Origin of the sequence: Arthrobacter sp. NA-172, from assembly GCF_043952055.1 — a bacterium.
Lineage (GTDB): Bacteria > Actinomycetota > Actinomycetes > Actinomycetales > Micrococcaceae > Arthrobacter.
Map to the genome: position 1 here is coordinate 1 of NZ_JBINOT010000001.1, position 22,935 is coordinate 22,935.

The 22,935-nt window shown below is 62.6% G+C and carries 22 protein-coding genes and 2 pseudogenes; 21 read left to right on the forward strand and 3 right to left on the reverse strand.

Annotated elements, in window-relative coordinates:
• Positions 1-905: 905 nt before the first annotated feature.
• The 12 genes and pseudogenes from ACF0H6_RS00005 (at position 906) to ACF0H6_RS00060 (ending at position 9,801) form a co-directional block, all read left to right on the forward strand.
• A complete protein-coding gene (locus ACF0H6_RS00005) occupies positions 906-1,088 on the forward strand; it encodes an ATP-binding cassette domain-containing protein (protein ID WP_395249834.1) in 183 nt (60 codons plus the stop codon).
• 286 nt (positions 1,089-1,374) lie between these two features.
• Positions 1,375-1,848: pseudogene (locus ACF0H6_RS00010) on the forward strand (ATP-binding cassette domain-containing protein); the annotation flags it as partial.
• A 238-nt stretch (positions 1,849-2,086) separates the two neighbouring features.
• Positions 2,087-2,236 (forward strand): hypothetical protein, encoded by a 150-nt coding sequence (locus ACF0H6_RS00015; protein ID WP_395247940.1) that lies wholly within the window; start codon positions 2,087-2,089, stop codon positions 2,234-2,236.
• The gene (locus ACF0H6_RS00020) at positions 2,236-2,424 is read left to right on the forward strand and encodes a family 43 glycosylhydrolase (protein ID WP_395249835.1); all 189 of its coding nucleotides are present in this window, start codon (positions 2,236-2,238) and stop codon (positions 2,422-2,424) included. The genes ACF0H6_RS00015 and ACF0H6_RS00020 overlap by 1 nt, the downstream gene beginning before the upstream one ends.
• Positions 2,397-3,725, forward strand: a complete 1,329-nt coding sequence (locus ACF0H6_RS00025) for a family 43 glycosylhydrolase (RefSeq protein ID WP_395249836.1) — start codon at positions 2,397-2,399, stop codon at positions 3,723-3,725. The genes ACF0H6_RS00020 and ACF0H6_RS00025 overlap by 28 nt, the downstream gene beginning before the upstream one ends.
• 11 nt (positions 3,726-3,736) lie before the next feature.
• The gene (locus ACF0H6_RS00030; RefSeq protein WP_395247941.1) at positions 3,737-4,798 is read left to right on the forward strand and encodes a Gfo/Idh/MocA family protein; all 1,062 of its coding nucleotides are present in this window, start codon (positions 3,737-3,739) and stop codon (positions 4,796-4,798) included.
• A 73-nt stretch (positions 4,799-4,871) separates the two neighbouring features.
• On the forward strand, positions 4,872-6,182 hold the full coding sequence (locus ACF0H6_RS00035; RefSeq protein WP_395247942.1) for an MFS transporter: 1,311 nt from the start codon (positions 4,872-4,874) through the stop codon (positions 6,180-6,182).
• A gap of 109 nt (positions 6,183-6,291) precedes the next feature.
• On the forward strand, positions 6,292-7,470 hold the full coding sequence (locus ACF0H6_RS00040; protein WP_395247943.1) for a glycoside hydrolase family 2 TIM barrel-domain containing protein: 1,179 nt from the start codon (positions 6,292-6,294) through the stop codon (positions 7,468-7,470).
• On the forward strand, positions 7,386-8,147 hold the full coding sequence (locus ACF0H6_RS00045; RefSeq protein ID WP_395247944.1) for a glycoside hydrolase family 2 TIM barrel-domain containing protein: 762 nt from the start codon (positions 7,386-7,388) through the stop codon (positions 8,145-8,147). The genes ACF0H6_RS00040 and ACF0H6_RS00045 overlap by 85 nt, the downstream gene beginning before the upstream one ends.
• Positions 8,144-8,551 (forward strand): hypothetical protein, encoded by a 408-nt coding sequence (locus ACF0H6_RS00050; protein WP_395247945.1) that lies wholly within the window; start codon positions 8,144-8,146, stop codon positions 8,549-8,551. The genes ACF0H6_RS00045 and ACF0H6_RS00050 overlap by 4 nt, the downstream gene beginning before the upstream one ends.
• A gap of 2 nt (positions 8,552-8,553) precedes the next feature.
• A complete protein-coding gene (locus ACF0H6_RS00055) occupies positions 8,554-9,183 on the forward strand; it encodes an SDR family NAD(P)-dependent oxidoreductase (protein WP_395249837.1) in 630 nt (209 codons plus the stop codon).
• A 405-nt stretch (positions 9,184-9,588) separates the two neighbouring features.
• Positions 9,589-9,801, forward strand: a complete 213-nt coding sequence (locus tag ACF0H6_RS00060; protein ID WP_395247946.1) for a hypothetical protein — start codon at positions 9,589-9,591, stop codon at positions 9,799-9,801.
• Between the two features lie 155 nt (positions 9,802-9,956).
• On the opposite strand, the gene ACF0H6_RS00065 is transcribed toward ACF0H6_RS00060, so the two are convergent.
• Positions 9,957-10,583: a TetR/AcrR family transcriptional regulator gene (locus ACF0H6_RS00065; RefSeq protein WP_395247947.1), complete on the reverse strand. Its 627-nt coding sequence runs from the start codon at positions 10,581-10,583 to the stop codon at positions 9,957-9,959.
• A 180-nt stretch (positions 10,584-10,763) separates the two neighbouring features.
• On the opposite strand from ACF0H6_RS00065, the gene ACF0H6_RS00070 reads away from it, so the two are divergent.
• From ACF0H6_RS00070 to ACF0H6_RS00105, 8 genes and pseudogenes are all read left to right on the forward strand, one after another.
• Positions 10,764-12,122: an MFS transporter gene (locus tag ACF0H6_RS00070; protein ID WP_395247948.1), complete on the forward strand. Its 1,359-nt coding sequence runs from the start codon at positions 10,764-10,766 to the stop codon at positions 12,120-12,122.
• Positions 12,123-12,553: 431 nt separating this feature from the next.
• Positions 12,554-14,464: pseudogene (locus ACF0H6_RS00075) on the forward strand (family 78 glycoside hydrolase catalytic domain); the annotation flags it as partial.
• Positions 14,465-14,640: 176 nt separating this feature from the next.
• Positions 14,641-14,829, forward strand: a complete 189-nt coding sequence (locus ACF0H6_RS00080) for a hypothetical protein (RefSeq protein WP_395249838.1) — start codon at positions 14,641-14,643, stop codon at positions 14,827-14,829.
• A 49-nt stretch (positions 14,830-14,878) separates the two neighbouring features.
• Positions 14,879-16,111, forward strand: a complete 1,233-nt coding sequence (locus tag ACF0H6_RS00085; protein ID WP_395247949.1) for a glycoside hydrolase family 1 protein — start codon at positions 14,879-14,881, stop codon at positions 16,109-16,111.
• On the forward strand, positions 16,108-16,926 hold the full coding sequence (locus ACF0H6_RS00090) for an SDR family NAD(P)-dependent oxidoreductase (RefSeq protein WP_395247950.1): 819 nt from the start codon (positions 16,108-16,110) through the stop codon (positions 16,924-16,926). Before ACF0H6_RS00085 ends, ACF0H6_RS00090 begins: the two co-directional genes overlap by 4 nt.
• 186 nt (positions 16,927-17,112) lie before the next feature.
• Complete coding sequence (locus tag ACF0H6_RS00095; RefSeq protein ID WP_395247951.1) at positions 17,113-18,276, forward strand: family 43 glycosylhydrolase; 1,164 nt, start codon at positions 17,113-17,115, stop codon at positions 18,274-18,276.
• Positions 18,237-18,890: a hypothetical protein gene (locus tag ACF0H6_RS00100; RefSeq protein WP_395247952.1), complete on the forward strand. Its 654-nt coding sequence runs from the start codon at positions 18,237-18,239 to the stop codon at positions 18,888-18,890. Before ACF0H6_RS00095 ends, ACF0H6_RS00100 begins: the two co-directional genes overlap by 40 nt.
• A gap of 37 nt (positions 18,891-18,927) precedes the next feature.
• Positions 18,928-19,983 carry a LacI family DNA-binding transcriptional regulator gene (locus ACF0H6_RS00105; protein ID WP_395247953.1) on the forward strand — a complete coding sequence of 352 codons (1,056 nt, stop codon included), beginning with the start codon at positions 18,928-18,930 and terminating at the stop codon, positions 19,981-19,983.
• Positions 19,984-20,310: 327 nt separating this feature from the next.
• Here ACF0H6_RS00105 and ACF0H6_RS00110 read toward each other — a convergent pair whose 3' ends face one another.
• A complete protein-coding gene (locus ACF0H6_RS00110) occupies positions 20,311-20,541 on the reverse strand; it encodes a hypothetical protein (protein WP_395247954.1) in 231 nt (76 codons plus the stop codon).
• A 789-nt stretch (positions 20,542-21,330) separates the two neighbouring features.
• Here ACF0H6_RS00110 and ACF0H6_RS00115 point away from each other — a divergent pair.
• The gene (locus tag ACF0H6_RS00115) at positions 21,331-21,609 is read left to right on the forward strand and encodes a hypothetical protein (protein ID WP_395247955.1); all 279 of its coding nucleotides are present in this window, start codon (positions 21,331-21,333) and stop codon (positions 21,607-21,609) included.
• A gap of 340 nt (positions 21,610-21,949) precedes the next feature.
• Here ACF0H6_RS00115 and ACF0H6_RS00120 read toward each other — a convergent pair whose 3' ends face one another.
• On the reverse strand, positions 21,950-22,639 hold the full coding sequence (locus tag ACF0H6_RS00120) for a DNA-binding protein (RefSeq protein ID WP_395247956.1): 690 nt from the start codon (positions 22,637-22,639) through the stop codon (positions 21,950-21,952).
• Positions 22,640-22,935 lie beyond the last annotated feature (296 nt).

Below are 22,935 nucleotides of genomic sequence, written 5' to 3' on the forward strand. Positions count from 1 at the left end.
GCTGTAACTTACTGGTTCAGTTGAAACCGTTTAACCCAGGTAGAAAGAAGCAGAATCGGAGTTTTCGCATTTATCGTGAAACGCTTTCGCGTTTTTCGTGCGCCGCTTCATCGGCGTGAAAAACGACTGCTGTGTGGACGCGGCACGGGTGTCCGGCCTGTCGGGGCCGCCTGCATCTCCTAGCGGCCGCCACGTTCTCTTTATCATCCGCGGCCCCATCATCATTGCCGCTGCGTAGCTGGCAGGTTACCGCCATCAGCCTCCAATCCGGCCTTGCCTTCCTTCGCGTCGGGTCAAAGCTGGTTCCCAGCTTCGGTGCCATGATCGCGGACGGCTTCACCAACCTTTATGTTGACCCAACGCAGTTCATCTGGCCCAGCGTCCTGCTCGGCACGCTTACTTCTTCCCTCGTCCTGCTGGGCAATTCCCTCCGTGACGCATTTGAAGGCGTCAAACTGAAACCGGCAAAAATAGCTGCATCGAAAGTAGCGAGCAGCGTTGGGGGACCGGGCGAGGATGGTCCGGCAGACCTGTTGTCCGTGGATGACCTGGTCATCGCGTACCCAACGCCGTCAGGACAGCTGAACGAGGTCGTGAAAGGTGTGACCCTTGACCTTCGGGCGGGCGAAACGCTCGGCCTGGTGGGGGAGTCCGGTTCCGGCAAGACCCAAACCGCCTTTTCGATCCTTCGGGGTGCTCCCGTCGGAGGCTGTGGTTGTGCGCGGCTCCATCAGGTTGGAGGGACGGGAGCTGTTCGGCCTCCCGGGAGCAGGACCTGCGCGCCCTGCGAGGCCGCGAGATCGCGTACATCCCGCAGGAGCCCATGTCGAATCTCGACCCCTCCTACACCATCGGCGCCCAGCTCGTGGAAGGCATCCGCGCCTCTGCCCGCATGTCCGGCGCGGATGCCAAAGCCCGGGTGCTGGCACTGCTGGAGCCGCGTAGGAAAATCGACGGATTCCCAGCGGACCTTCGATTCGTACCCGCACCAGATCTCCGGCGGTATGGCCCAGCGTGTCCTGATTGCCGGGGCGGTGGCGAGCCGTCCCAAGCTCCTCATCGCTGATGAACCCACAACCGCACTCTGACGTGACAGTCCAGGCCGAAATCCTTGACCTGCTGAGGGATCTTCAGGCGGAACTGAACATGGCTGTCCTGCTCGTGACGCACAACTTTGGTGTGGTTGCCGACATCTGCGACCGGATCGCCGTGATGCAGAACGGGCAGGTCGTCGAGTCCGGTACGGCGCTCGAGCTGTTCCGGGAACCGAAACACCCTTATACACAGATGTCTCCTGGGTTCGATCCTCGACGAGCACACCGTACGGACCGACCCGCCCGTGCCAGTCGCGGCGGCCATTGGGGAGAAGAACTGATGAGTACACCACTGTTGGACGTGACCGACCTGCGCGTTGCCTTCACCGGCCGGGGCTTCCGTCCCAAGGCAATCGAGGTTCTGCACGGGGTGTCTCTGAGTATTGGCGAGGGCGAGACCCTGGGCGTGGTAGGCGAATCCGGGTCAGGTAAGACCACCATCGGCCGGGCGGTTCTGGGGTTGGTAAAGCCCAGCGGGGGCCGCATCACCTTCAGAGGTGCCGACATCACCCACGCCAGCCCCAGGGACCGCCGGACACTGTCCAAAGACATCCAGGGTCGTTTTCAGGACCCTTACACCTCACTGAACCCCTCCCTCACTGTCGGGGACACACTGAGTGAGCCGCTCGTGGTGCAGGGTGCCGCAGCGGGTGAGGCGAGAGCCCGGGTCCAGATGCTGCTGGATCAGGTCGGCCTCCCACGGGACGCTGCAGAGCGTTTGCCGCGGGAGTTCAGCGGCGGGCAGCGTCAACGGGTCGCCATCGCCCGCGCCCTCGCCCCTAAACCCAAACTCATCGTCTGCGACGAGCCGGTCTCGGCACTGGACCTGTCCACGCAGGCCCGGGTGATGGACCTTTTCATCGACATCCAGCGCAGCACCGGGGTTGCCTACCTGTTCGTCTCCCACCGACCTGGCAGTCGTCCGGCACATCAGCCACCGCGTCAGTGTCGTCTACAAAGGCGACATCGTCGAAACCGGACCTGCGGCCCTGGTGACGTCCACGCCCGAGCACCCATACACGCAGAAGCTCCTGCTGGCAGCACCAATCGCAGACCCAGTAGAACAAGAGAAACGACGCGCGGAACGCCACCGGCTAGCTGAGCTCCACCGCGAACAGCACACCCAGGCGGGAGTCGCATGATGGGGGCAGCACCCATACTCCCCGGTTTCCACCCTGACCCATCCATCTGCCGGGCGGGTGAGGACTACTACCTGATCAACTCAAGCTTTGAATACTTCCCCGGCGTGCCGATATTCACCAGCCGCGACCTGCATGCCCTGGAAACAAATCGGCAACGTCACTGGACCGCGAAAGCCAACTCAACGTAAGCCCCGGACTCTCCGGGGCGGGTAAAGGCATCTATGCACCGACCATCCGCTTTCACAATGGGCGATTCTGGATGGCAACAACAAACATCACGGACGTGGTCAAAGGTCACCTCATCGTTCACGCCGAGGATCCGGCAGGGCCTTGGAGCGACCCGGTCTACACCACAGGCGCCATCGGGTGGGATCCGGATCTCTCCTGGGATGACGAAGGCCAATGCCACCTCGCATGGGCTGACCCGAGAGGTGGCATCGCGCATGCAACAGTTGACCCCGTCACCGGCCAGTTGCTCTCCGAGACGGAGCTGATCTGGCAAGGTACTGGTCTTTCCTCACCTGAAGGGCCCCACCTGTTCCCAAGGAACGGATGGTGGTACCTGCTGGTCGCCGAAGGTGGAACAGGGCCCGGCCATGCGGTGACCATCGGTCGGGCACGTTCAGTTACGGGCCCCTACGAGGCTCACCCGGATGGTCCGCTTCTTACCCACCGCAGCACCTCCCACCCGGTACAGAACACCGGCCACGCCGACCTCGTGGATCTCCCTGACGGCAGTTGGGCGATGGTCTACCTGGGTGCGCGGCCGCTCGGCGAGTTCCCGCGATTCCATGCGAACGGACGCGAAACCTTCCTCACCGGCATCGACTGGGCTGAGGAGTGGCCCGTGGTCATCCCGGACCGCTACCAGGAGCCCCAGCCGGCAACGTCCTTCATTGAAGACTTCCGGGCGCCCGAACTGCATCCGCGTTGGATCGCCCCGGGCGTCTCTCCCGCAAGCTTCTGCCACCGCGAGGGAACCGTGGGCATCACCCTGGATGCAGGGCGAATGCCCGAAGAAAAGGAAGCCAAACGGCTGCTCGCGGTACGCGCCCGTGACGCAGAGTGGCAGGTGAATGTGGATGCACCCGCCGGTGACCTGACACTGATCGTCCGTGTTGATGATTCTCACTGGGCTGGGATAGAGCGCCGAGGTGATGTCCTGTCTGCCCGCGCAGTCATTGGGCCTCTGGACCAGATACTTGCATCCGCTAAGGGCATGCCGCTGACCGCGCCCCTTGCGCTGCGGGCAGTGGGGAACCCACAACAGCACGGTGTTCGAACGGGGCCGGACCGGGTCGAGCTGGGCTACCTGCAGGACGGCTTCACAGTACTGGCCACAATTGACGGCCGGTACCTCTCCACAGAGGTCGCAGGAGGGTTTACAGGCAGAGTCATCGGGGTAGAAGCGCTGGCCGGACAAGCGCGAGTGGGCGCCTTTGAGTACTCGGCCGGCGCCACTGTACCCGCCGCCACCGTCGAGTCTTGAGAGGTAGAATCATGAACGAATCAACCGAACCTCCGGACCCGCTGCGTTGGGCGATCGCCGGGGCCGGAACCATTTCCCGAAGCATTGTTCCTGACCTGCAACTCATTCCCGGCAACCGGGTAGACATTGTCTTCAGCAGAGACAAAGCCAACGCAACCCGCTTCGCCGAGGAGTTCGGGCTGCCCCGCTGGACCGACAACTTCGCATCGCTGATCAGTGATCCCGGTGTTGACGTGCTCTATCTGGCAACGCCGTTCGCTACCCACGCTGCGATGGCCCGTGAGGCGCTGCTGGCCGGCAAGCATGTGGTTGTCGAAAAGCCCATGGCCATGAATGCAGCTGAGGTCGAGGAGTTGTTCGCCCTGGCACGCAGCCTGGGCCTGTTCCTCATGGAGGCCATGTGGATGAAGTTCAACCCTGCGTTCCGGCACCTCTTCGAGCTCCTGGATTCCGGGTTGATCGGGAAACCTTCAAGCCTGCGGGCGGGGTTCGGTTTTCCGCTGATTGCTGATGGTGGCAGCCGGTGGGACGTGGCACGCAGCGGCGGGACACTGCTGGACCAGGGGATCTACCCCGTCACGCTGGCTCATGCGATCTTCGGCGAGCCGACAGGCATCCACGCGCGCGGGCGCGTCAGAGAAGACGGGCTCGACTTCGCCGAGCACTTCACCCTGGATTTCGAAGAGGGCCATTTTTCCCACTGCGCGAGTTCGATGACTGAATTTGTCGACCCCTCAGCGTCGATCAGCGGCACCTTGGGCTGGATCACGCTCCCGGGCATGTTTTGGACATCAACGACGCTTCTTGTCCACGCAGGCGCCTGGGCCAAGATGTTCGATCCCGAGCCGATGGAGCACGAACGTGAAGGCAACGGGTACGTTCCCATGCTCAGGGCTGCCGGGGAGGCCATCCGTTCAGGAGTAACCGAGCATCCGATACATCCCGGATCAGAAACAGTTGCCGTTTTCCGCACGCTGGACACCATCAGCCGTCACGTCAAGGATTCCGTTGCAGGGGTTACGCTGGAAGGCTCCCAAGGAGCCATACTAACTGAAGTCAGCGATTATGCCTGACGCGGCCCCAGGGGGCACGGCGCCAACGACGCATACGTCGGGCCGGGGCTGCCCGGAAACCGAGGCTCCCCGTTTGCCCGAGGCTGCAGGACCGCTGCCGGCTCCGTCCGGTGACCCGTTGGAGCCGGCCCGCCAACCTGAATCCGGGGTGGGAACGGTCGGGCGTGGCACTGTTGCCCTTCTGGTCGTTTCGACATTTGGTGGGGCGATGGCCCTGATCGTCCCTATGGCCTTTACGCTCGCGCTTCGACTCGATGCGCTTGCCCACGGGCGGCAGGAACTGCTCGGCTACACGATCGGCATTGGGGCCCTCTTTTCACTGCTTGCCTCACCCCTCACGGGAATTTTGAGTGACCGGACATGCAGCCGTTGGGGCCGCCGTCGTCCGTTCACTGTTGGGGGGTTGATCCTGGGGCTCGCCGCGACCCCCATCATGGCGTTCGCGCCCGATCCGTTCACCCTGACTGTGGGGTGGGTGTTGTGCACGGTCGGATGGGGCACCGCAGTGGGTTCCATCGGCAACTACCAGGCGGACCGGCTGCCCCTCCACCAACGGGGAAAAGTGTCTGCGCTCACAGGACTGACCATGCAGGTTTCTCCGGTCGCAGGGATCCTCCTGATCGGACTCGTGAGCAAAGACGCCCTCTGGGTTTTCGGCATCCCTTCCCTGGTAGGAGCCGTGTGCGTAGCCGCTTTCATCATCTTCGTGAAGGAAGCCGACACCCGGGGAGCGGTGTTCCATGAACCACTCTCACTTCTGAGGTTGATGAGGAGCTTTGGTTTCAACCCGCGGAAGGAGCGGGACTTTGCGTGGACCTGGCTGGGCAGGTTCGTCTTCTTCTTCGGGCTGTCACTGACCACCAGCTTCAGCACCTTTTTCTACGCCCAGCGTCTTGGGATCGAAATTTCCATGGTCGCCTCCGTCCTGGCAGTGATCTCAACAGCCAGCGTTCTGAGCGCCACCGTAGGGTCCCTCGGGGCAGGCTGGTTATCTGACCACTGGGCCAGGCGCCGGCCGTTCATCATGGCCGCCACGGTCCTGTTCGCCTTGGGTGCATCGATTACCGCCTTCGCGGACGATCTGACCTCCCTTGTAGCGGGCACACTATTGTCATCGCTTGGGATCGCGGTCTTCAGCGCCGTGGGCCAGGCGTTGGTCCTGGACGTCCTGCCCCACCGGGAAACACAGGCCGGACGCTTTATGGCCATCACCAGTTTTTCGCAAAAGATACCCGGAGCACTTGCCCCGTTCGCCGCCACGGCGCTGCTGTCCCTGGCAACCGTCGGTGACCAGAAGAACTACACCCTGCTCTACCTCAGCTCCGGCCTCTTGGCGCTGGCCGGAGGGCTCATCACCTTGCTGGCGGTGCGTTCAGTCCGCTGAAAGCGGACCGCTCTATAACGAGAACCCACTCTCAACAAACGGCTGGCAACCGCTCGCGACCACGTCCCTACCAACAAACCATTTTGTAACATTCCGCAGGAGGAAATCTGTGCTCAGGCCCCGCACCACGATCACCCGTGAACTTGTAAACCTCGATGGCCTCTGGCGCTTCGCCCTCGAAGACGCCGACGTTCCCCGGCCCTGGACAGCGAGCTTGGAAACCAAGCTCGAGGCCCCGGTACCGTCCAGCTACAACGACCTCTTCACCGATCCCAAAATCCGCGACCACGTGGGATGGGTCTGGTACCAGCGGGCCGTGCGCGTGCCCCGCGGCTGGACAGGGGAAAGAGTGCTTCTCCGACTGGACGCAGCCACACACGAGGGCAAGGTCTATGTTGACGACGTTCTCGTCGCCCGGCACGTGGGCGGCTACACCCCCTTCGAAGCCGACATCACCGAACACGTCTCCCCGGGTGGTGAATTCAGACTCACGGTCGGTGTGAACAATGAGCTGACCAACGCAACCATTCCCCCCGGCAGCATCACCGTGACCAAAGACGGGCGCCGCCAGCAGACCTACCTGCACGACTTCTACAACTACGCAGGCCTGGCCCGGTCAGTGTGGCTCTACAGCAAACCCGAGCAGCACATCACCGACATCACCATCGTCACCGGCACTCTGGGGCATACAGGAGTCGTTGACTATTCCGTGACAGCAAGTCACGAGACCAGAGTCCGCGTCCGAGCCCTGGACGCCGCAGGACAGGAAGTCGCGTTCGGAGAAGGCAACAAGGGAACCCTCAGCATTGAGAGCGTCACACTGTGGCAGCCTGGTGCCGCCTACCTGTACGACCTCGTGGTTGAGCTCCTCGATGGCGACGAGGTAATCGACAGCTACACAGAGCCGTTCGGTGTCAGGACAGTCGAAGTGCGCGGAACCCAGTTCCTCATCAACGGAACACCGTTCTACTTCACCGGCTTCGGCAAACACGAGGACACAGCAGTCCGCGGCAAAGGACACGACAACGCCTATCTCGTGCACGATTTCCAGCTCCTGGATTGGGTGGGAGCGAATTCCTTTAGAACCTCTCATTACCCGTATGCAGAAGAAGTGTTGGAGTTCGCCGACCGCAACGGCATCGTCGTCGTCGACGAGACGGCTGCCGTCGGGCTGAACCTGGTGTTCAGGGCGGACTCACCGGCGTGGGTCCCAAGCCCACTTTCTCTCCGGACACCTTCAACCATGAAACCCAGGCCGCCCACGCCCAGCACCTTCGTGAAGTCATAGCACGCGATAAAAATCACCCCAGTGTCGTCATGTGGAGCATCGCCAACGAGCCGGCCTCAAACGAGGACGGAGCACGGGAGTTCTTCGAACCACTCGTGCAGCTCGCGCGGGAACTGGACCCCACCCGCCCCCTGACCTACGCCGCGGTCATGTTCGCCACCTTCCAGAACGACAAAATCGCCGACCTCTTCGACGTCCTCAGCATCAACCGCTACTACGGCTGGTACGTCTTCACCGGTGACCTCGCCACCGCCGAGCAGTACCTCGAGGGCGACCTGCGCGGCTGGGTGGAGGCCTTTGGCAAGCCCATCATGATGAGTGAATACGGCGCCGACACCATGCCCGGACAGCACTCCGTCTGGGACATGCCCTGGAGCGAGGAGTACCAGCAGTCCTACCTCGCCATGAACCACCGTGTCTTTGACAGGATCGATGCTTTCATCGGGGAACACGTCTGGAACTTCGCGGACTTCCAAACCTCCAACGGCATCCACCGCGTGGACGGCAACAGAAAAGGTGTTTTCACACGTGACCGGAAACCAAAGGCCGCAGCACACACCCTGCGTGCCCGATGGACAGGCCTCGACGGCACCAAACCTTCCGGGAACGAAAGAGGAATCCCAGAAAAAGCGGAGACAGAAGCCAGCCCCGTACCGGCCCTTGAGGAAGCAAAATGACTCAAACCACCAAACCCCTGACTGGCTCACGCTCCATCCGTGAGTGGCTGGACCACCCGGCGGGAGGCCCTCTGCTGAGAGGAATGCTCACCGAATCCGGGCAGGACGAGGCAGCCCTAAAACCCATCGAACACTTCGCAATCCAGCAACTGGTTGAGCTCGGGGGCGGCCAGTTTCCGCAACCACTTCTCGATCAACTGGTGCGGGACGCCAATGGGGGAGTGGCTCCCGACGTCGACGCTGCAGGCTCCGACGCCAGTGCCGAGCCAGGGCCCTGGACTCGAACGCCTCTCAAACGGAAGGTTCTCTGGCAAGACGGTGATCGTCACGGGCGCGGCCTCCGGCATCGGCCGGGCCACCGCATCCAGGATCTGCTCGGGAAGGGGGTACTGTCATTGCTGTAGACATTGCCGCTGACCGCCTCGACGCCCTTGTCGAGGCCCACCCGCAGGCAGAAATAGTCGCAGTTCCGGCAGATATCACCAAGGACGAGGACATTGCCAGGATAGTTGAAGCAGCCGGCGCCCGGGTCGACGCGCTGGCAAACGTCGCCGGGATCATGGACGACATGACGCCACTGCACGAGGTCTCCGATGACGTCTGGAACCGCGTGTTCGCAGTGAATGTCGACGGGATGTTCCGCCTGACCCGGGCGGTCCTCCCACTCATGATCACCGCCGGGCGAGGCTCCATCGTGAACGTTGCCTCAGAGGCTGCCCTCAGAGGCAACTCCGCGGGGCTGGCCTACACCGCCTCCAAACACGCCGTTCTCGGCATAACCCGCAGCACCGCATTCATGTACGCACCTCAAGGCATCAGGGTCAACGCAGTGGCCCCAGGACCGGTGGCGACAGGCATCGAAGCGAATTTCACATCGGAACATGGTGCCAAACGGCTGGGCCCGTTCATGCAGATGATCCCGCCCGTGGCAGAGGCATCGCAGCTGGCTGCGTCCATCACGTTTCTGCTCAGCGACGACGGAACAAACGTTTCAGGGGCTGTCCTGCCCTCGGACGGTGCATGGTCAGTCCAGTGAGCACACAAGGCTAGGCGCTCCAGGGGAGGGGTTCACATACCGCCAGTTCCCTCCCCCGGAGCGGCACGAAGGCTCAGTAAGGACGTAAGAGGCCGGTGTAATACCTCGATTCCGTCTTCCACGACTACGAGCAGTTGCTCATGTATGAGACCTCCTGCCGTCACTCGCTCACCAACAGCACGACAAACAAGAGATGGGCAGGACGAACTTCTCTGCCAGGCCGTTAGCCACTCCATCAAGAAGGCACTCAATGAGCGCACGCGCGGCACCCTTGTCATCCACGGGCACCCGAGCGATTCACCGTTGCCCGCAGCGACGACGTTGTCCTCGGCACTACAAGAGAACTTCCATCCTGGCGCTCCCGATGATGATCAGATGTGCAAACAGTAAAGAAAGGACACCAAGGTGACGGCTGAACCCGGTATGTGGCGGCCCGAGGATGATTGGACCCTGCTTATTGGCCAAAAGATCGAGATTCACGAACAGGGAAGAATCCTCGATGAAGGCCGCGTAGAGGACGTGACAAAGGACGGCTACGTCCTCTGGCTGGAAATGGATGGAGCGACGTGCCGCCGCATCATTGAGAAGAGCCCTGTACGCCAGGTGAAGGTCCTTTGAGGACCGCCCCATCTGGAATAGGGCGACGCACCGGCAACCGTCAGCGTCGATCGAGCGAGTGTCAGGTCGCGCCGACGAGTGGCCCACCAGGGCATCCTGGTCCGGCATGCGCCGGCCTTCATCATGGCTCACAGCCATAGAACGGCGGTCCAGCCCTACTCGTCCTCCGGCGAGGCGATGAACCGCATCAACGTCTCCATGAGGTGCAGCGTAGGTCGCTCGGGATCGAGAAGACACTGTATCCGGAGCCCATCGATCATCGCCATCACCATCGTCACCTTGTCAGCGGCGCTGAGTTCCTCACTGTCCTGCGTGGTGGCAAGGCGCTTGCTCGTGAAATGCTGACGCATTCTCTCGCGCCGGGCGATAAAGAAATCGTGTGCCGGGTGGCTGGGATTCGTTGCGGCGATCGTAATGGCAAGCCAGTTCCGCATTTGATCCGGATGCGCAAATTCCTCTTCGAGAATGCCGCTCAGAACCCGTTCCCTGGGCACTTTGGACTGCATAATGCTGCGGGCAAGGTTCAGGTCGTCGGCATCGCGTTGGGCGAGGGCGGCCAAGAGGAGATCATCCTTCGTGGCGAAGTGCCGGAGCAGTGCGGCGTGGGTCACGTTCGCCCGGGCAGCAATGTCCCGAAGGGAAGCACGCTCATAGCCGTGCTGGGCAAAGCTCGCTGAAGCGGCGCGCACGATCTCCGCACGCCGCGCTGGAGTCGACGCGTAGGGCCCGCGGCGCCTCGGGCCGACCTTCTGTCCGGCGGCTGTTTCGGAAGTGGTCGTCACGGAACTGATCCTTTGTTTTGCAGGCAGCGGTTTCTAAAGAGGGTCTTGCCGATTGTAACCATGATGGATACTATTCTGGAATGTAACCAAGGTGGTTACATTTACTGGGTTCGACGTCACGGTCGCCCAGCTCCGTCCGCGATGTCGCGGGTGAGGAGCCACCCGATAAAGGAGTCACAGGTGACTACGAACGAGCGCGAGGCGACCGGTGTTGTTGGCGGCATGACGGCCGCCCAGCCGGTGCCCGGTAACCAGCCCCCCATCGGCGAGGCCGACAACCCTGTCGGAACCCAAGTAGAGGAGCCCCAGTCACCGGTGAGCCGGGGGTACATCTTCTGGCTGATGATGGCCAGCTTCGGGGCTTCGATGGCCATGATGGTGCCGCTCTCCTACGGCATCGCGGTACGGATCACTGAACTCGCTCCTGGCCGGGAGGAAGTGCTCGGCTACATCACCGGCACCGCACAGCTGATCTACCTCATCATCAGTCCAATGATCGGGATCTGGAGTGACCGCATGCGGTCCCGGTTTGGGCGCCGCACGCCGTTCATCTTCTTGGGCACGGCGATCGGTATGGCCGGCCTGATCGTGATGGGCTCGGCTCCGAACCTGCTGATCGTTGGGGCAGGCTGGGTCTTGGGGATGTCCGGATGGTCTATATCCGGGGCAGCGATCCAGAACCTGATGGCCGATAAGCTGCCCGAACAACAGCGCGGCCGTGTCTCCGCCCTTACCGGACTGATGACCCAGATCGCGCCCGTCCTCGGCATCGGGATCGCCTACGCGGTCTCGTCCAACACTCTGCTGGTCTTCCTTCTGCCAGGCCTGATTGGGGCTGTGCTCCTGGCACTGTTTCCGATTATCAAGCCCGAAGGCAGCTCGAGAGACCTTGCCCCCCTCCCGGAGGTCACCTCCAGGCCGCTGGTCGCCAGCTACGGCTTCAACGTGCGCAAGTACCCCGACTTCGCGTGGAACTGGCTGGGCCGTTTCGTGTTCTTCATGGGCCTGTACTTCAACACCACCTTTGGCACGTTCTTCTACGCACAGCGCCTCGAGCTCCCGGTCCGTGAGGTGGCCGGTGTCGTCGCCACCATTGGCATGCTGGGCGTAGTCGCCGCCGCCGGAGGCGCGCTGCTTGGCGGGTTCCTGTCCGACAAACTCCAACGCCGGCGTCTGTTCGTACTCATCGCCGCGATTCTCTTTGTCGCAGGGGCAGTGGCGGAGGCCTTTGCCTGGTCGTTGCCCCAACTGATAGTCGGCGCCGTGCTCATGCAGACTTCCATCGCCGTGTTCGCGACGGTCGACCAGGCCATCATCTTCGCTATCCTGCCGAACCGCACCGAAACCGGCCGCTACATGGCCGTCGTGGCCTTCGCACAGAAGATACCCAGCGCCGTCGCCCCGCTCATCGCTTCCATTGTCATCACCCTAGGTGCCGTGGGAACGGAGAAAAACTACACCCTCCTGTACCTTGCCGGCGCTGTCCTTGCCCTGCTGGGCGGTTTGGTGATCGCGCTCAAGGTCAAAGCAGTTCGATAGTCGCCCTGCCCACTGAAGGAAGAAGGATTAGACATGGGCGGAACGCCCTACGATCTGACCGTTGACAGCGGCGGAGACCAGTTCCCGGTCACCGGAACTACCCCCAGGCTCTCCCGAAACCTGGTTCCGACGCCGCGACCCCATATGAGCTCGAGGCAGTCGTCGACGACGTGCCGCAACCGGCGGCAAGGTCCAATAGTCACCTGTACGTTCCCTGGCCCTGGCAGGCACTGCGCAGCCGGCAACGCGTCCAGTGGCGCGTCCGGCCTGCTGCCCCGACTGCAGAGTGGTCCGAGTGGTTTGCATTCGAAGCCGGACTCCTCGACCAAGACTGGACAGCCTCGTGGATCTCCCCGCCAGAGCACGAGGACCCTGGCTACGGCCGACGCCCTGCGCACATCCTTGCCACGGAGTTCGAGCTGCCCGCCGGAGTGAGATACGCCCGCCTGTACGCCACCGCACTCGGCCTTTACACTGCGGCGGTCAATGGACAGCCAGCCGGGGCGGCGGAACTCTCCCCGGGATCGACGTCGTACGACCGCACACTGTACGCCCAGGCATCCGACGTAACGTCTTCGCTGACACCGGGACGGAACCGGATCGAAATCGAGCTCTCTGACGGCTGGTACCGGGGCCAAGTCGGCGCCTTCCGGGTGCCTGCCGGCTGGGGCACCACGGTAGGGGCCCGGGCCGAACTGCACATGGAACTGGCAGATGGATCCCATCAGGTCATTGTCACGGACAGCACCTGGACAAGCGCGCCATCGACAACCATCCGCGCAGACCTCATGGACGGGCAAACCGTCGACCTTACATCCACCCCTGCGCCGGCCGTGAAAGCCCTCGCCGACGTTATTGAGGCTCCGCCGATCGACTGGTCGCCCGCTCCGCCCGTGCGCGTCATCGAATCGCGTCCGCCGGAGCGCTTTCACGAGCTCAAACCGGGTGTGTGGGTAGCCGACTTTGGACAGAACGCGTCCGGATGGATCCGGCTGGAGGACCTCGGTCCCGAAGGCGCCCGCACGGTGATCGAGTACGGCGAACACATCGACCCGGACGGCGACCTCTCAACCTCCCACCTCGATTCCCACCGGCCCGGAGAGCCCACGAGCATCTTCGCCCAGCGCGACGAAGTAACGGCTGGCACCGATGCCGCGGTCTTCGAACCGCGCCACACGGTCCACGGCTTCCAGTACGCCCGCATCAGCCGCGACGGAACCACCCTGAATCCCGCAAAACTGACCATGCAGGTCGTCCACAGCGACCTCCGCCGGACCGGCGAATTCTCCTGCAGCAACGAGGACCTCAACCACCTGCACCGCATCGGCGAGTGGAGCTTCCTTGGGAACGCCGTCGATGTGCCGACGGACTGCCCGACGCGGGAGCGACTGGCGTGGACAGGCGACTACCAGGTGTTCATCTCCACTGCCACCAGGCTGCGGGACGTCCTCGGGTTCAGCCGCAAGTGGCTGAGGTCCGTGCGCGATGACCAGCTCGAGGACGGCAGGATAGCCAACTTCTCCCCGGACGGACGTCGCATCAAAAACAAGCTCGATGACCAGTTCGCGATGATGACCGGTTCGGCAGGCTGGGGGGACGCCATCGTGGCAGTGCCCTGGGAACTCTACAAGGCGTACGGCGACGGAACAGTCCTGGCCGAGAACTGGGACGCCATGGAGCGCTGGGTGCGGTGGGCCCTAGAGAAGGCACGCACAACCCGCCACCACGCCCGCGCCCAGCAGTCTCCCGAGCCGGAGCCCTTCGAAATGTACCTGTGGGACGGGACGTTCCACTGGGGCGAATGGATCGAGCCCCAGAAGCGTGACGCGGACGGGAAACTGATCAACCCCGTCCAAGACAACCCCATGGCCTGGTTCACCCAAGATAAGGGCGAGGTCGCAACGTCATACCTCTACCGGTCCACAGCCACGCTCGCCCAGATCGCACGGGCCCTCGGACGGATCGAGGATGCGTCGAAATACGCAACAATCGCCGACTCCGTACGGGAGGCGTGGCAGGCCGCCTACCTTCGTCCGGATGGAACCACTGTCACCGACACCCAGGCTGCCTACGTCCGCGCCCTGTCGTTCGGCCTCCTGCCCGAGCAGGACTGCGGGAAGGCGGCCGACCGGCTCGTTGCGCTCATCCGTTCCGCGGGCACACATTTGGGAACAGGATTCCTTTCCACCGGAGATCTCCTACCCGTCCTTGTGGCTGCCGGCCGGGCGGATGTCGCCTACGAGCTGCTCCTGCAGCGCACCGCACCGTCCTGGCTCTACATGGTCGACAAGGGCGCGACGACGATCTGGGAAGCCTGGGAAGGGATTGACGATGAAGGTAATGCCTACGAGTCCCTGAACCACTACAGCAAGGGAACGGTGCTCCGGTTCCTTCACGAGTACACGCTTGGCCTGCGACAGGCCCAAGACTCAGTGGCCTGGCGCTCCATCGTCATCGCGCCAACCCCTGGCCAGGACTTACTTGGGCTCGCGGCTCGCACGAAACCCCCAACGGAACGATCAGGGTTCACTGGCAGCTCGACGGCGACGAGCTCCGCATTGATGCCGACATCCCCGCGGACACGTCCGCCCGCATCGTCTTCCCCGATGGTTCCCAACACACGGCCGGCCCCGGAAGATTCCGTGCCGGCAGCGCCTTACTGCAGACAAGCACCACAGATACACGCCACTCCGCGGCAAGAGTTTGAAAACAAGCCCAGTTAGGGCGCCAAGACGACACTCACAGAAGAGGATGACATGACGACTTTCCCGAACGGCTTCCTTTGGGGCGCGGCGACTGCCGGCCACCAGATTGAAGGCAACAACGTCAACAGTGACTGGTGGGCGCGCGAACTGACCATGCCCGGCATGGAGCTCTCAGGGGACGCCTGCGACAGCTACCACCGCTACCGGGAGGACATCGCGCTCCTCGCCGACGCTGGCCTGACCTCCTACCGGTTCAGCCTCGAGTGGTCACGGATCGAGCCCGTTCCCGGGCATTTCTCCAAGGCAGAGCTCGCCCACTACCGCCGCATGATCGAGTACTGTTTCGAACGGAACATCACACCCGTCGTCACCCTGCAGCACTTCACCACTCCGCAGTGGTTCGCGAACGACGGCGGCTGGCTGGCCCCCGATGCGTCAGAGAAGTTCCAGCGCTACGTCAAAGCCACCACGGACATCCTCGACGGTGTCCAGTGGGTCGTGACCATGAACGAACCGAACATGCAGGCGGCCATCATGACCGCCATGCGCCGGATGCAGCAGAGCCCGGATTCCCAGTGGCAGAGCCCCACCGTCGAAGGCGAGGAGGAGAAGAAACAGTCACACGGCGAGTTCCTCACCTACGCAGATCCCGAGATCGGGCGCACCTTCACGGCCATCCACCATGCCGCCCGCGAGATTCTTAGGGCCAATATCAGTGCCAAGGTCGGGTGGACCATTGCCGCGGGTGCGCTCACCGCAGTCCCCGGCGGGGAGGAGAAACTGCTCGAGATCCGGTACGGCAAAGAAGACGTCTACTGGGAAGGCAGCCGCGGCGACGACTTCGTCGGCGTACAGGCCTACTCCAGCCAGCAAGTCGACGCCAACGGACTCGTACCGCACACGCCATACCCCGACAACACCCTCGTCGGCACCGAATACCGCCCCGACGCACTGAGCATGGCCGTCCGCCACGCTTGGGACATCACCGGAGGAGTGCCCGTCCTCATCACGGAAAACGGGATCGCGACCGCAGATGACAACCAGCGGATCCGCTACACCACCGAGGCGCTGCAGGGCCTTCACCAGGCCATGACTGACGGCATTGACGTGCGCGGCTACCTCCACTGGTCACTCCTGGACAACTTCGAATGGGGACACTGGGAGCCCACGTTCGGCCTGATAGCCGTCGACAGGGAAACCTTCGCCCGTACTCCCAAGCCAAGCCTCGCCTGGCTCGGCCGCGTCGCACAACACAACGAACTCGACATCGAGGTCCTCTCATGACAACCGCTTTCGCCGACGTCTCAGCTACCCCCGTTGCTGAGCTCCTGTCCCTAACTGGCCGCCAAGCGGTAGTCACCGGCGGCGCCCAAGGACTCGGCAAAGCCATCGCCTGGCGGCTGGCAGAAGCCGGGTCCAACGTCCTCATCGGCGACGTCAACGCCGAAAGGGCACGAGTCGCGGCGGACGAAATCTCTCAACGCTTTTCCGTGCAGGCCCTTGGTGTCGCCATGGACGTCACTTCCTCCGAATCTGTCCAGGCCGGCGCGTCAGCTGCGGCCGAAGAATTCGGCGGCATCGACATCTGGGTGAACAACGCAGGCATCTTCCCGAGCGTCCCGGTCCTCGAAACACCCGATCACACCTGGGAGCAGGTGTTCGCCGTCAACACCCGGGGAGTCTTCAACGGCTCCCGCGAAGCAGCACGCCACATGACCGGAGGTAAGAGCGGCGGAGTGATCATCAACATCATCTCGACCGCCGGATTCACGGGAACGGCCCCGGGGCTCTCCGCCTACGTCGGATCCAAGCACGCCGTCCGCGGCATGACGAAACAGATGGCACTCGAATTCGCCCCCCTCGGGATACGCGTCCTCGGCGTAGCCCCTACATTCGTGCCCACCGAGGGCAACATGGCCGCAGCTGCCGCGCACCCGCCCAGCGAGCCGGGCGGAACCATGGCCGTCATGACGAACAGCCTCATAGGCCGCATCGGAACCCCTGACGACATCGCACGCGTCGTTTTATTCTGCGCGAGCGATCTGTCCACCATCATGACAGGAAGCACCCTCCTCGCCGACGCCGGACAAACCATCTGACCCAAAAGGGTGACCACCGCAGCACACCAATCAGCATTACTATTCGGCGGCAGCGAACGGCCAAGGCTGACGTCCCTCCGGTAATTCCCGGCTGCACCGCCTGGCGGTTCCCCGCGGACGGCTCGCAGGCAGCTGTTCGCTCTCATACCAATGACTAACCCACGAACCGACAGGACCCGAAAAACAATGACGCAACCCGCCGCCCGCATCGTTTGCAATCCCATGGATCTCGCCTACCGATACCAGGACATCCGCTTCTCCGGGGTAGTACGGGATACGAAGATTGGGGAACCACGCCGGACCGTCCACCGAGAAGCCGCTGACCCGTCGATCGTCCTGTACCGCCAGCGCTATTACCTCTTCGCGTCCATGTCGGCCGGATTCTGGCACTCCACGGACCTGGTGAGCTGGGAGTACCAGGCGACCTCGAAGCTGCCGGCCCTCGATTACGCTCCGGATGTTCGTGAGGTCGACGGCGCTCTCTACATCAGCGCTTCGCGCAAAGAAGATAACTGCCCCTTTTTCCGAAGTGTCGACCCGTTGTCCGACGACTTCACTGAAGTAACGCCGGGCACATTTTCGTTCTGGGACCCCAACCTCTTCCAAGACAGCGATTCGAAGACCTACCTCTACTGGGGATGCGACAACGAGACGCCGCTTTACGGTGTCGAGGTCGATGACTCGTTCAAGCAGCTCGGAGAGCCACTGCCGCTGATCTCATCCGACACGGATGCGCACGGTTGGGAGCAAATGGGCGAGGACTACATTCGGAAAGTCCCGCAGACAGAGCAGGAGAAGCTGGTCGCTCAGTTCACAGGCACGACTCCCTATATCGAAGGCGCCTGGATGACAAAGCGTGAGGGAACCTACTACCTTCAGTACGCGGCACCGGCCACCGAACTGAACACCTATGCCGACGGCTACTACACAGCCAACTGCCCGCTTGGCCCCTTCACGTACTCCGAAAACAGTCCCTTTTCGTCCAAACCGGGAGGATTTATTACCGGCGCCGGTCACGGCAGCACCTTCCAGGACCGCCACGGAAACTGGTGGCATGCGGCGACCATGCGCATTTCCGTCAACGACGTTTTCGAACGACGGATCGGTCTCTTCCCGGCGGGATTCGACGAGGATGGCGTCCTCTTCTGCAACCAGAACTTCGCCGACTACCCTTACGAGGTGCCGGACGGCCCGTTCGACCCTTGGACACCGCCACAGTGGATGCTGCTTTCCTATAAAGCGAGAGCCACGGCGACATCCTCAAAGCCCGGACACGCGCCGACCCAAGCCGTTAATGAGAACATTCGAACATGGTGGGCGGCGGCAGGACGCGACCCAGGGAGTCTCTGACAATCGACCTCGGCGCACCAAAGACAATCCACGCCCTCCAGATCAACCTTGCCGACCACGAGCTCGGTTCCATCGCGCCGGAAGCACCCAAGGGTGTCGACCAGGGCCACTCCTGGCGGGGAATCATGACGGACCACCAACCGGCAGAACTCGTCCTTGAAATCTCGACTGACGGAAACGCCTGGGCTGCCGTGAGTGACACCCGTGGTACCGGCAGCGACCGGCCCCACGCGCTCACCGTCCTCGATGGACCCCGCCGCGGGCGCTATGTGCGCATTACCAGTGGCCGCCTTCCCTTCGGGGGAACTTTCGCTGTCAGCGGTTTGCGGGTCTTCGGGCGCGGTGATGGCTCCGCCCCGGCTCCGGTTCTCGCCCGTGCGCATCGTATTGACGGGCGCACGGCACGGATCGAGTGGGAACCGTGTGAAGAAGCGAGTGGTTACAACGTTCGCTACGGCTCCGACCCAGACAAGCTGTACCACAGCTGGCAAGTTCACGGCCGCAACCACTTGGATCTTCGCTCGCTCAACGCAGGAACCTATTACTGGGCGGCAGTCGACGCTTTCAGCGAAAACGGAATTGCAGCAGGTCACACAGTGCCAGTAGGTCTGTGACAGATGTACGGAAAACTCCTCAAGTAAGGATTGGCCAGTGACTGAACCCCGGACGCCGGATGTTGCCACCGAGACAGAGTGGGCTGAAAAAAGCCGACGTCGTGGCACCTCCGCAACAATTTATGACGTTGCCAAGGTGGCTGGTGTGCATCCGTCCACGGTCTCCCGGGCACTAAGCAATCCGGGAAGGGTCAGCGCCAAGACCCAGAAACTCGTTGAGGATGCGGCTGCCCGCCTGCATTACCAAATCAACCCTTTTGCCCGTGCCCTGCCCACCGGCAAAACAAGCACTTTTGGTTTGATCGTTGCGGACATCACCAACCCCACTTTCTTCGACATCCTCCGCGGCGCCCAGGCCGCCGCTTCCGTGCGTGATTACACGCTGGTGTTGGCGGAGTCAGCAGAATCCGCTGTTACTGAAGTGACTGCCGCGCGCAGGGTGATGGCAACGGCGGAGGGTCTGATTCTTGCCAGCCCGCGGATGGATGACGACGAAATCCGCGCCCTTGCTGCTGACAAGCCGGTGGTTGTCATCAATCGTGAGGTCAAGGGTGTTCCCTGCGTCATCCCTGATGTACGAAAAGGTATCGGGGAGGCGGTACGCAGCCTTGCCGCTGCTGGCCATGAAAAGCTAGCATTTGTCGCTGGCCCTCCAGGCTCTTGGATGTCAGCTCACCGCTGGGCAGGCATGCAGGCTGCTTGTGAATGGTCCAGGCTCCAGGCGGTACGTTTGGAATCCATCAAGCCAACGGTCGACGGCGGCCGTTTGGTGGCCTCCGACGTGCTAGCTGGCCGGGCCACCGCAGTGCTGACCTACAACGACCTCCTGGCCATCGGCCTCATGCAGCAACTTCAGGCGGCCGGCGTCGTGGTGCCGGACCAGATGAGCATTGTCGGCTTCGATGACATTTTCGGGGCGAACTTTACCTCCCCGCCGCTCACAACCGTTCGTTCTCCATTGGGGGAGTGCGGATCGAGGGCTGTCACCCAGTTACTTGCGCTGCTGCACGGCGGCGGGGCGTCCCCCCAAACCTTGTGGGTAGAGACGGAACTGGTCTTGCGAGGTTCCAGCGGCCGGCTCCTGACAAGCTGATGCTGCTAGACCAACCTGGACGGCGACTTACCGCAGTCACGCTGGTGACGTCTCTGACCATGGCCACGGCCCCCGCTGACCACTGGGCACGCATCCATTGGTGCCTGTTTTAACTGGCATGCGCAGGTATTCGTGGGCCGGAGTAGCCGGGGCAAATTGCATCGCTTGCGGCGTGTCCGTATAGCCCTGGCGGTTCGGCGTCGGAGGTTTTCGGGCATGACACGACTGGGGTTCTGACGGATTACGGCCCGGTGTTGTGTCCGGCGTGGATGTGTCGTCCGGGGGAGACCCGGCGGAAAACCCAAGTGGTATTGGGGTGTGCGGCGGTCAGGTCATGCCTAGGGTTCGCGGCGAATCCCCGCCAAGACTTGTCCAGGGGTCTGGCACTATTTGGATTGTTCCGAGATGAATGATGACGAGTTCGTCGGTGATGGTCACGTCGTCCCAGGTCAATCGGGCGATGTTTTCAACCTGTTGGCCGAAGACGAGGATGAGGATCGCGGCGGCCCGGTCACGTGCATCGAGAACGTCTCGTGTACGACCCGAGCGCTTCGTCATGTCCTGACCTGACTTGGCTCACGGGCCGGGATCTCTCGGGAGCGTATCGCGCTGACCTGCGGTGATGCGGGCTGCTTCATGGTTTTTCACGCACTAATGGGATTTGTTCTAGTGTCACGGTGGCATTCATCAGGAGGGTGCGGACGGCCTCGGGGGCGACCGGTGTGCAGATTGCGGAGTATGTGCGGGGGCGTCAGCGCATAGTGGAGCACGTCGGTTCGGCGCATACGGAAGCCGAACTCGGTGTCCTACTGGAGCGTGCGCGCGAGTTGCTGGAGAACCCGGCGCAGGGCGTCCTTGAGCTTGGTGTCGAGCGCACGCCTCCAGTGAAGAATCTGGTTGCCCCTGCTGATAATCCGGGCCTGTTCGATATTGCCGGAACGGCAGCAATTCCTGGCCGCGAGGGCCCTGCCCGCGTGGTGTGCACGGACTCGCGGTTGCTGTTCAATGCGTTGGCCTGGGTGTTCACGTCGTTGAAGTTCGATGGCCTCGGTGACGAGGTGTTCCGGGATCTGGTGATCGCCCGGGTCGTGGAACCAACTTCACTGCTGGATGCCGGCAGAGTCCTGCGGGACCTCGGTCAGAGTCCTGCCAGCTACGCGACTATGAAGCGGACCCTTGCCCGGGCAGCTGCGGGTAAGTACCGCGACCGGGTCGCGACCTGGCGCTTCGAGCACGCCAGGACCGACGGAGACGTCTCACTGGTGCTCTATGACGTGACCACCTTGTATTTCGAGGCGGAGAAGGAAGACGAGCTGCGGAAAGTCGGGTACTCCAAGGAACGTCGCGTTGATCCCCCAGATCGTTGTCGGTCTGCTGGTGGATCGCGGTGGGTTTCCGTTGGAGATCGGCTGCTTCGAAGGCAACAAGGCCAAGACGGCAACCATGATCCCGATTATCAAGCAGTTCCAGGTCCGCCACGGCCTGGCCGACATGGTCGTCGTCGCCGACGCCGGCATGCCGGCCTGGCCGACATGGTCGTCGTCGCCGACGCCGGCATGCTTTCAACCGGCAATCTGCGCGAGCTGGACGAGGCGAACCTGCGGTTCATTGTCGGTTCCCGGATGACGAAAGCGCCGAACGATCTGGCCTCGCATTTCCGCTGGCACGGTGACGCGTTCAGCGACGGGCAGCTGACCGATACAGTCACCCCAGGACCGGCCACAAGAATGAGAACAACCCTGATCTGCGTGCCGAACCCGTCCGGGACCCTGCCGCGCACCCGGGATCCCGGCGGGCGGTGTGGGCCAACTCCCGCAAGAGAGCTGTTCATGACAACACAACGCTCACGGCCCAGGAGAACCGGGCACGGGACTGCGGCCAGGGAGTTCCCCAGCCGCCCGCCGGCACAGGGGTGTCCCAGACCTCCCGGTCGTCGGCGGGTCCGACCGGTATCTCCGTCGTCGGCTCAGGCATGGAGGAGCTCGTTGATGACGCGCCGGCCGGCGCGTCGTTCACGGGTTGAGAGGCTGCCCATCAGGTCCACTGCGATCGCAGCCAGGGGTGCACAGCCCTCAGCGAAGGGCTCAGTGATTGCCACCTCCCGGACAATGGCGTTCCCTTCCGGGTCTTCGACCATCCCGAGGGCTGCGGCGAGCTGTTCGGCGTCGCCTTGCATCAGATAACCCTCGATTAGTCCGCTGCCGCCAGTCAGGCCGAACCTGACTGCTACCGCTTCACTGCGCAGGGCCGAGACGCCACCGGGAATGAGGTGATCCTGAAGGATAGGCAGTCCGTCCGGTGTCACCCGGTAGCGGCGGATCCGGTCCTTGTGGCGTGCCAGGACGGGGACGTCCTCGGCGGTCCGGCCGCGGAGCCTGCTTTTGAGGCGTGACTTCTCAGACGGTGAGATCCAGCCCGGGTTGCCGCCAGAAAGCATGGTCAGCGCCGCCCACGCGACCTTGGGGGTCCATGCACGGCCCCGCCGAGTGCCTGCAGCTGCCCGTCGTTCTACTGAAGAGCGATTCAACAGCAAAGCCCTGCCGGCCCTTCCAACGACAGTCAGCTGGCCGGAGCCGACGAGTTGCCGGACCGAAGCCTGGGTAATGCCGAGGCGTTCCCCTGCCTCATGGGTCGTCATTGCTTCGATTGAACTCATACACTAATGCTTTCTTATCGCAGCATATGTGTCAATGCACTAAAGCTGTCCTGAGACAGCATTAGTGCCAATCCCGGGTCAGCACAGGAGGAGGGAGCTGATGTCACCGCTCTTCACCGGAAGATCGCAAGCGGCCCCGTAAAAGCCCTAATCCGCTACTTTCCTGTCCGCGGCATCAGTGCGGACAAACGTAGCAGCGAGCCTTACGTTGGTGAAGGGGTTGCCGGATGTTGGCCTTAATTCCGATTTCAAAAACATCCAAGCACGTAACGGTACCGCATGGGGGAGCGGGGCTG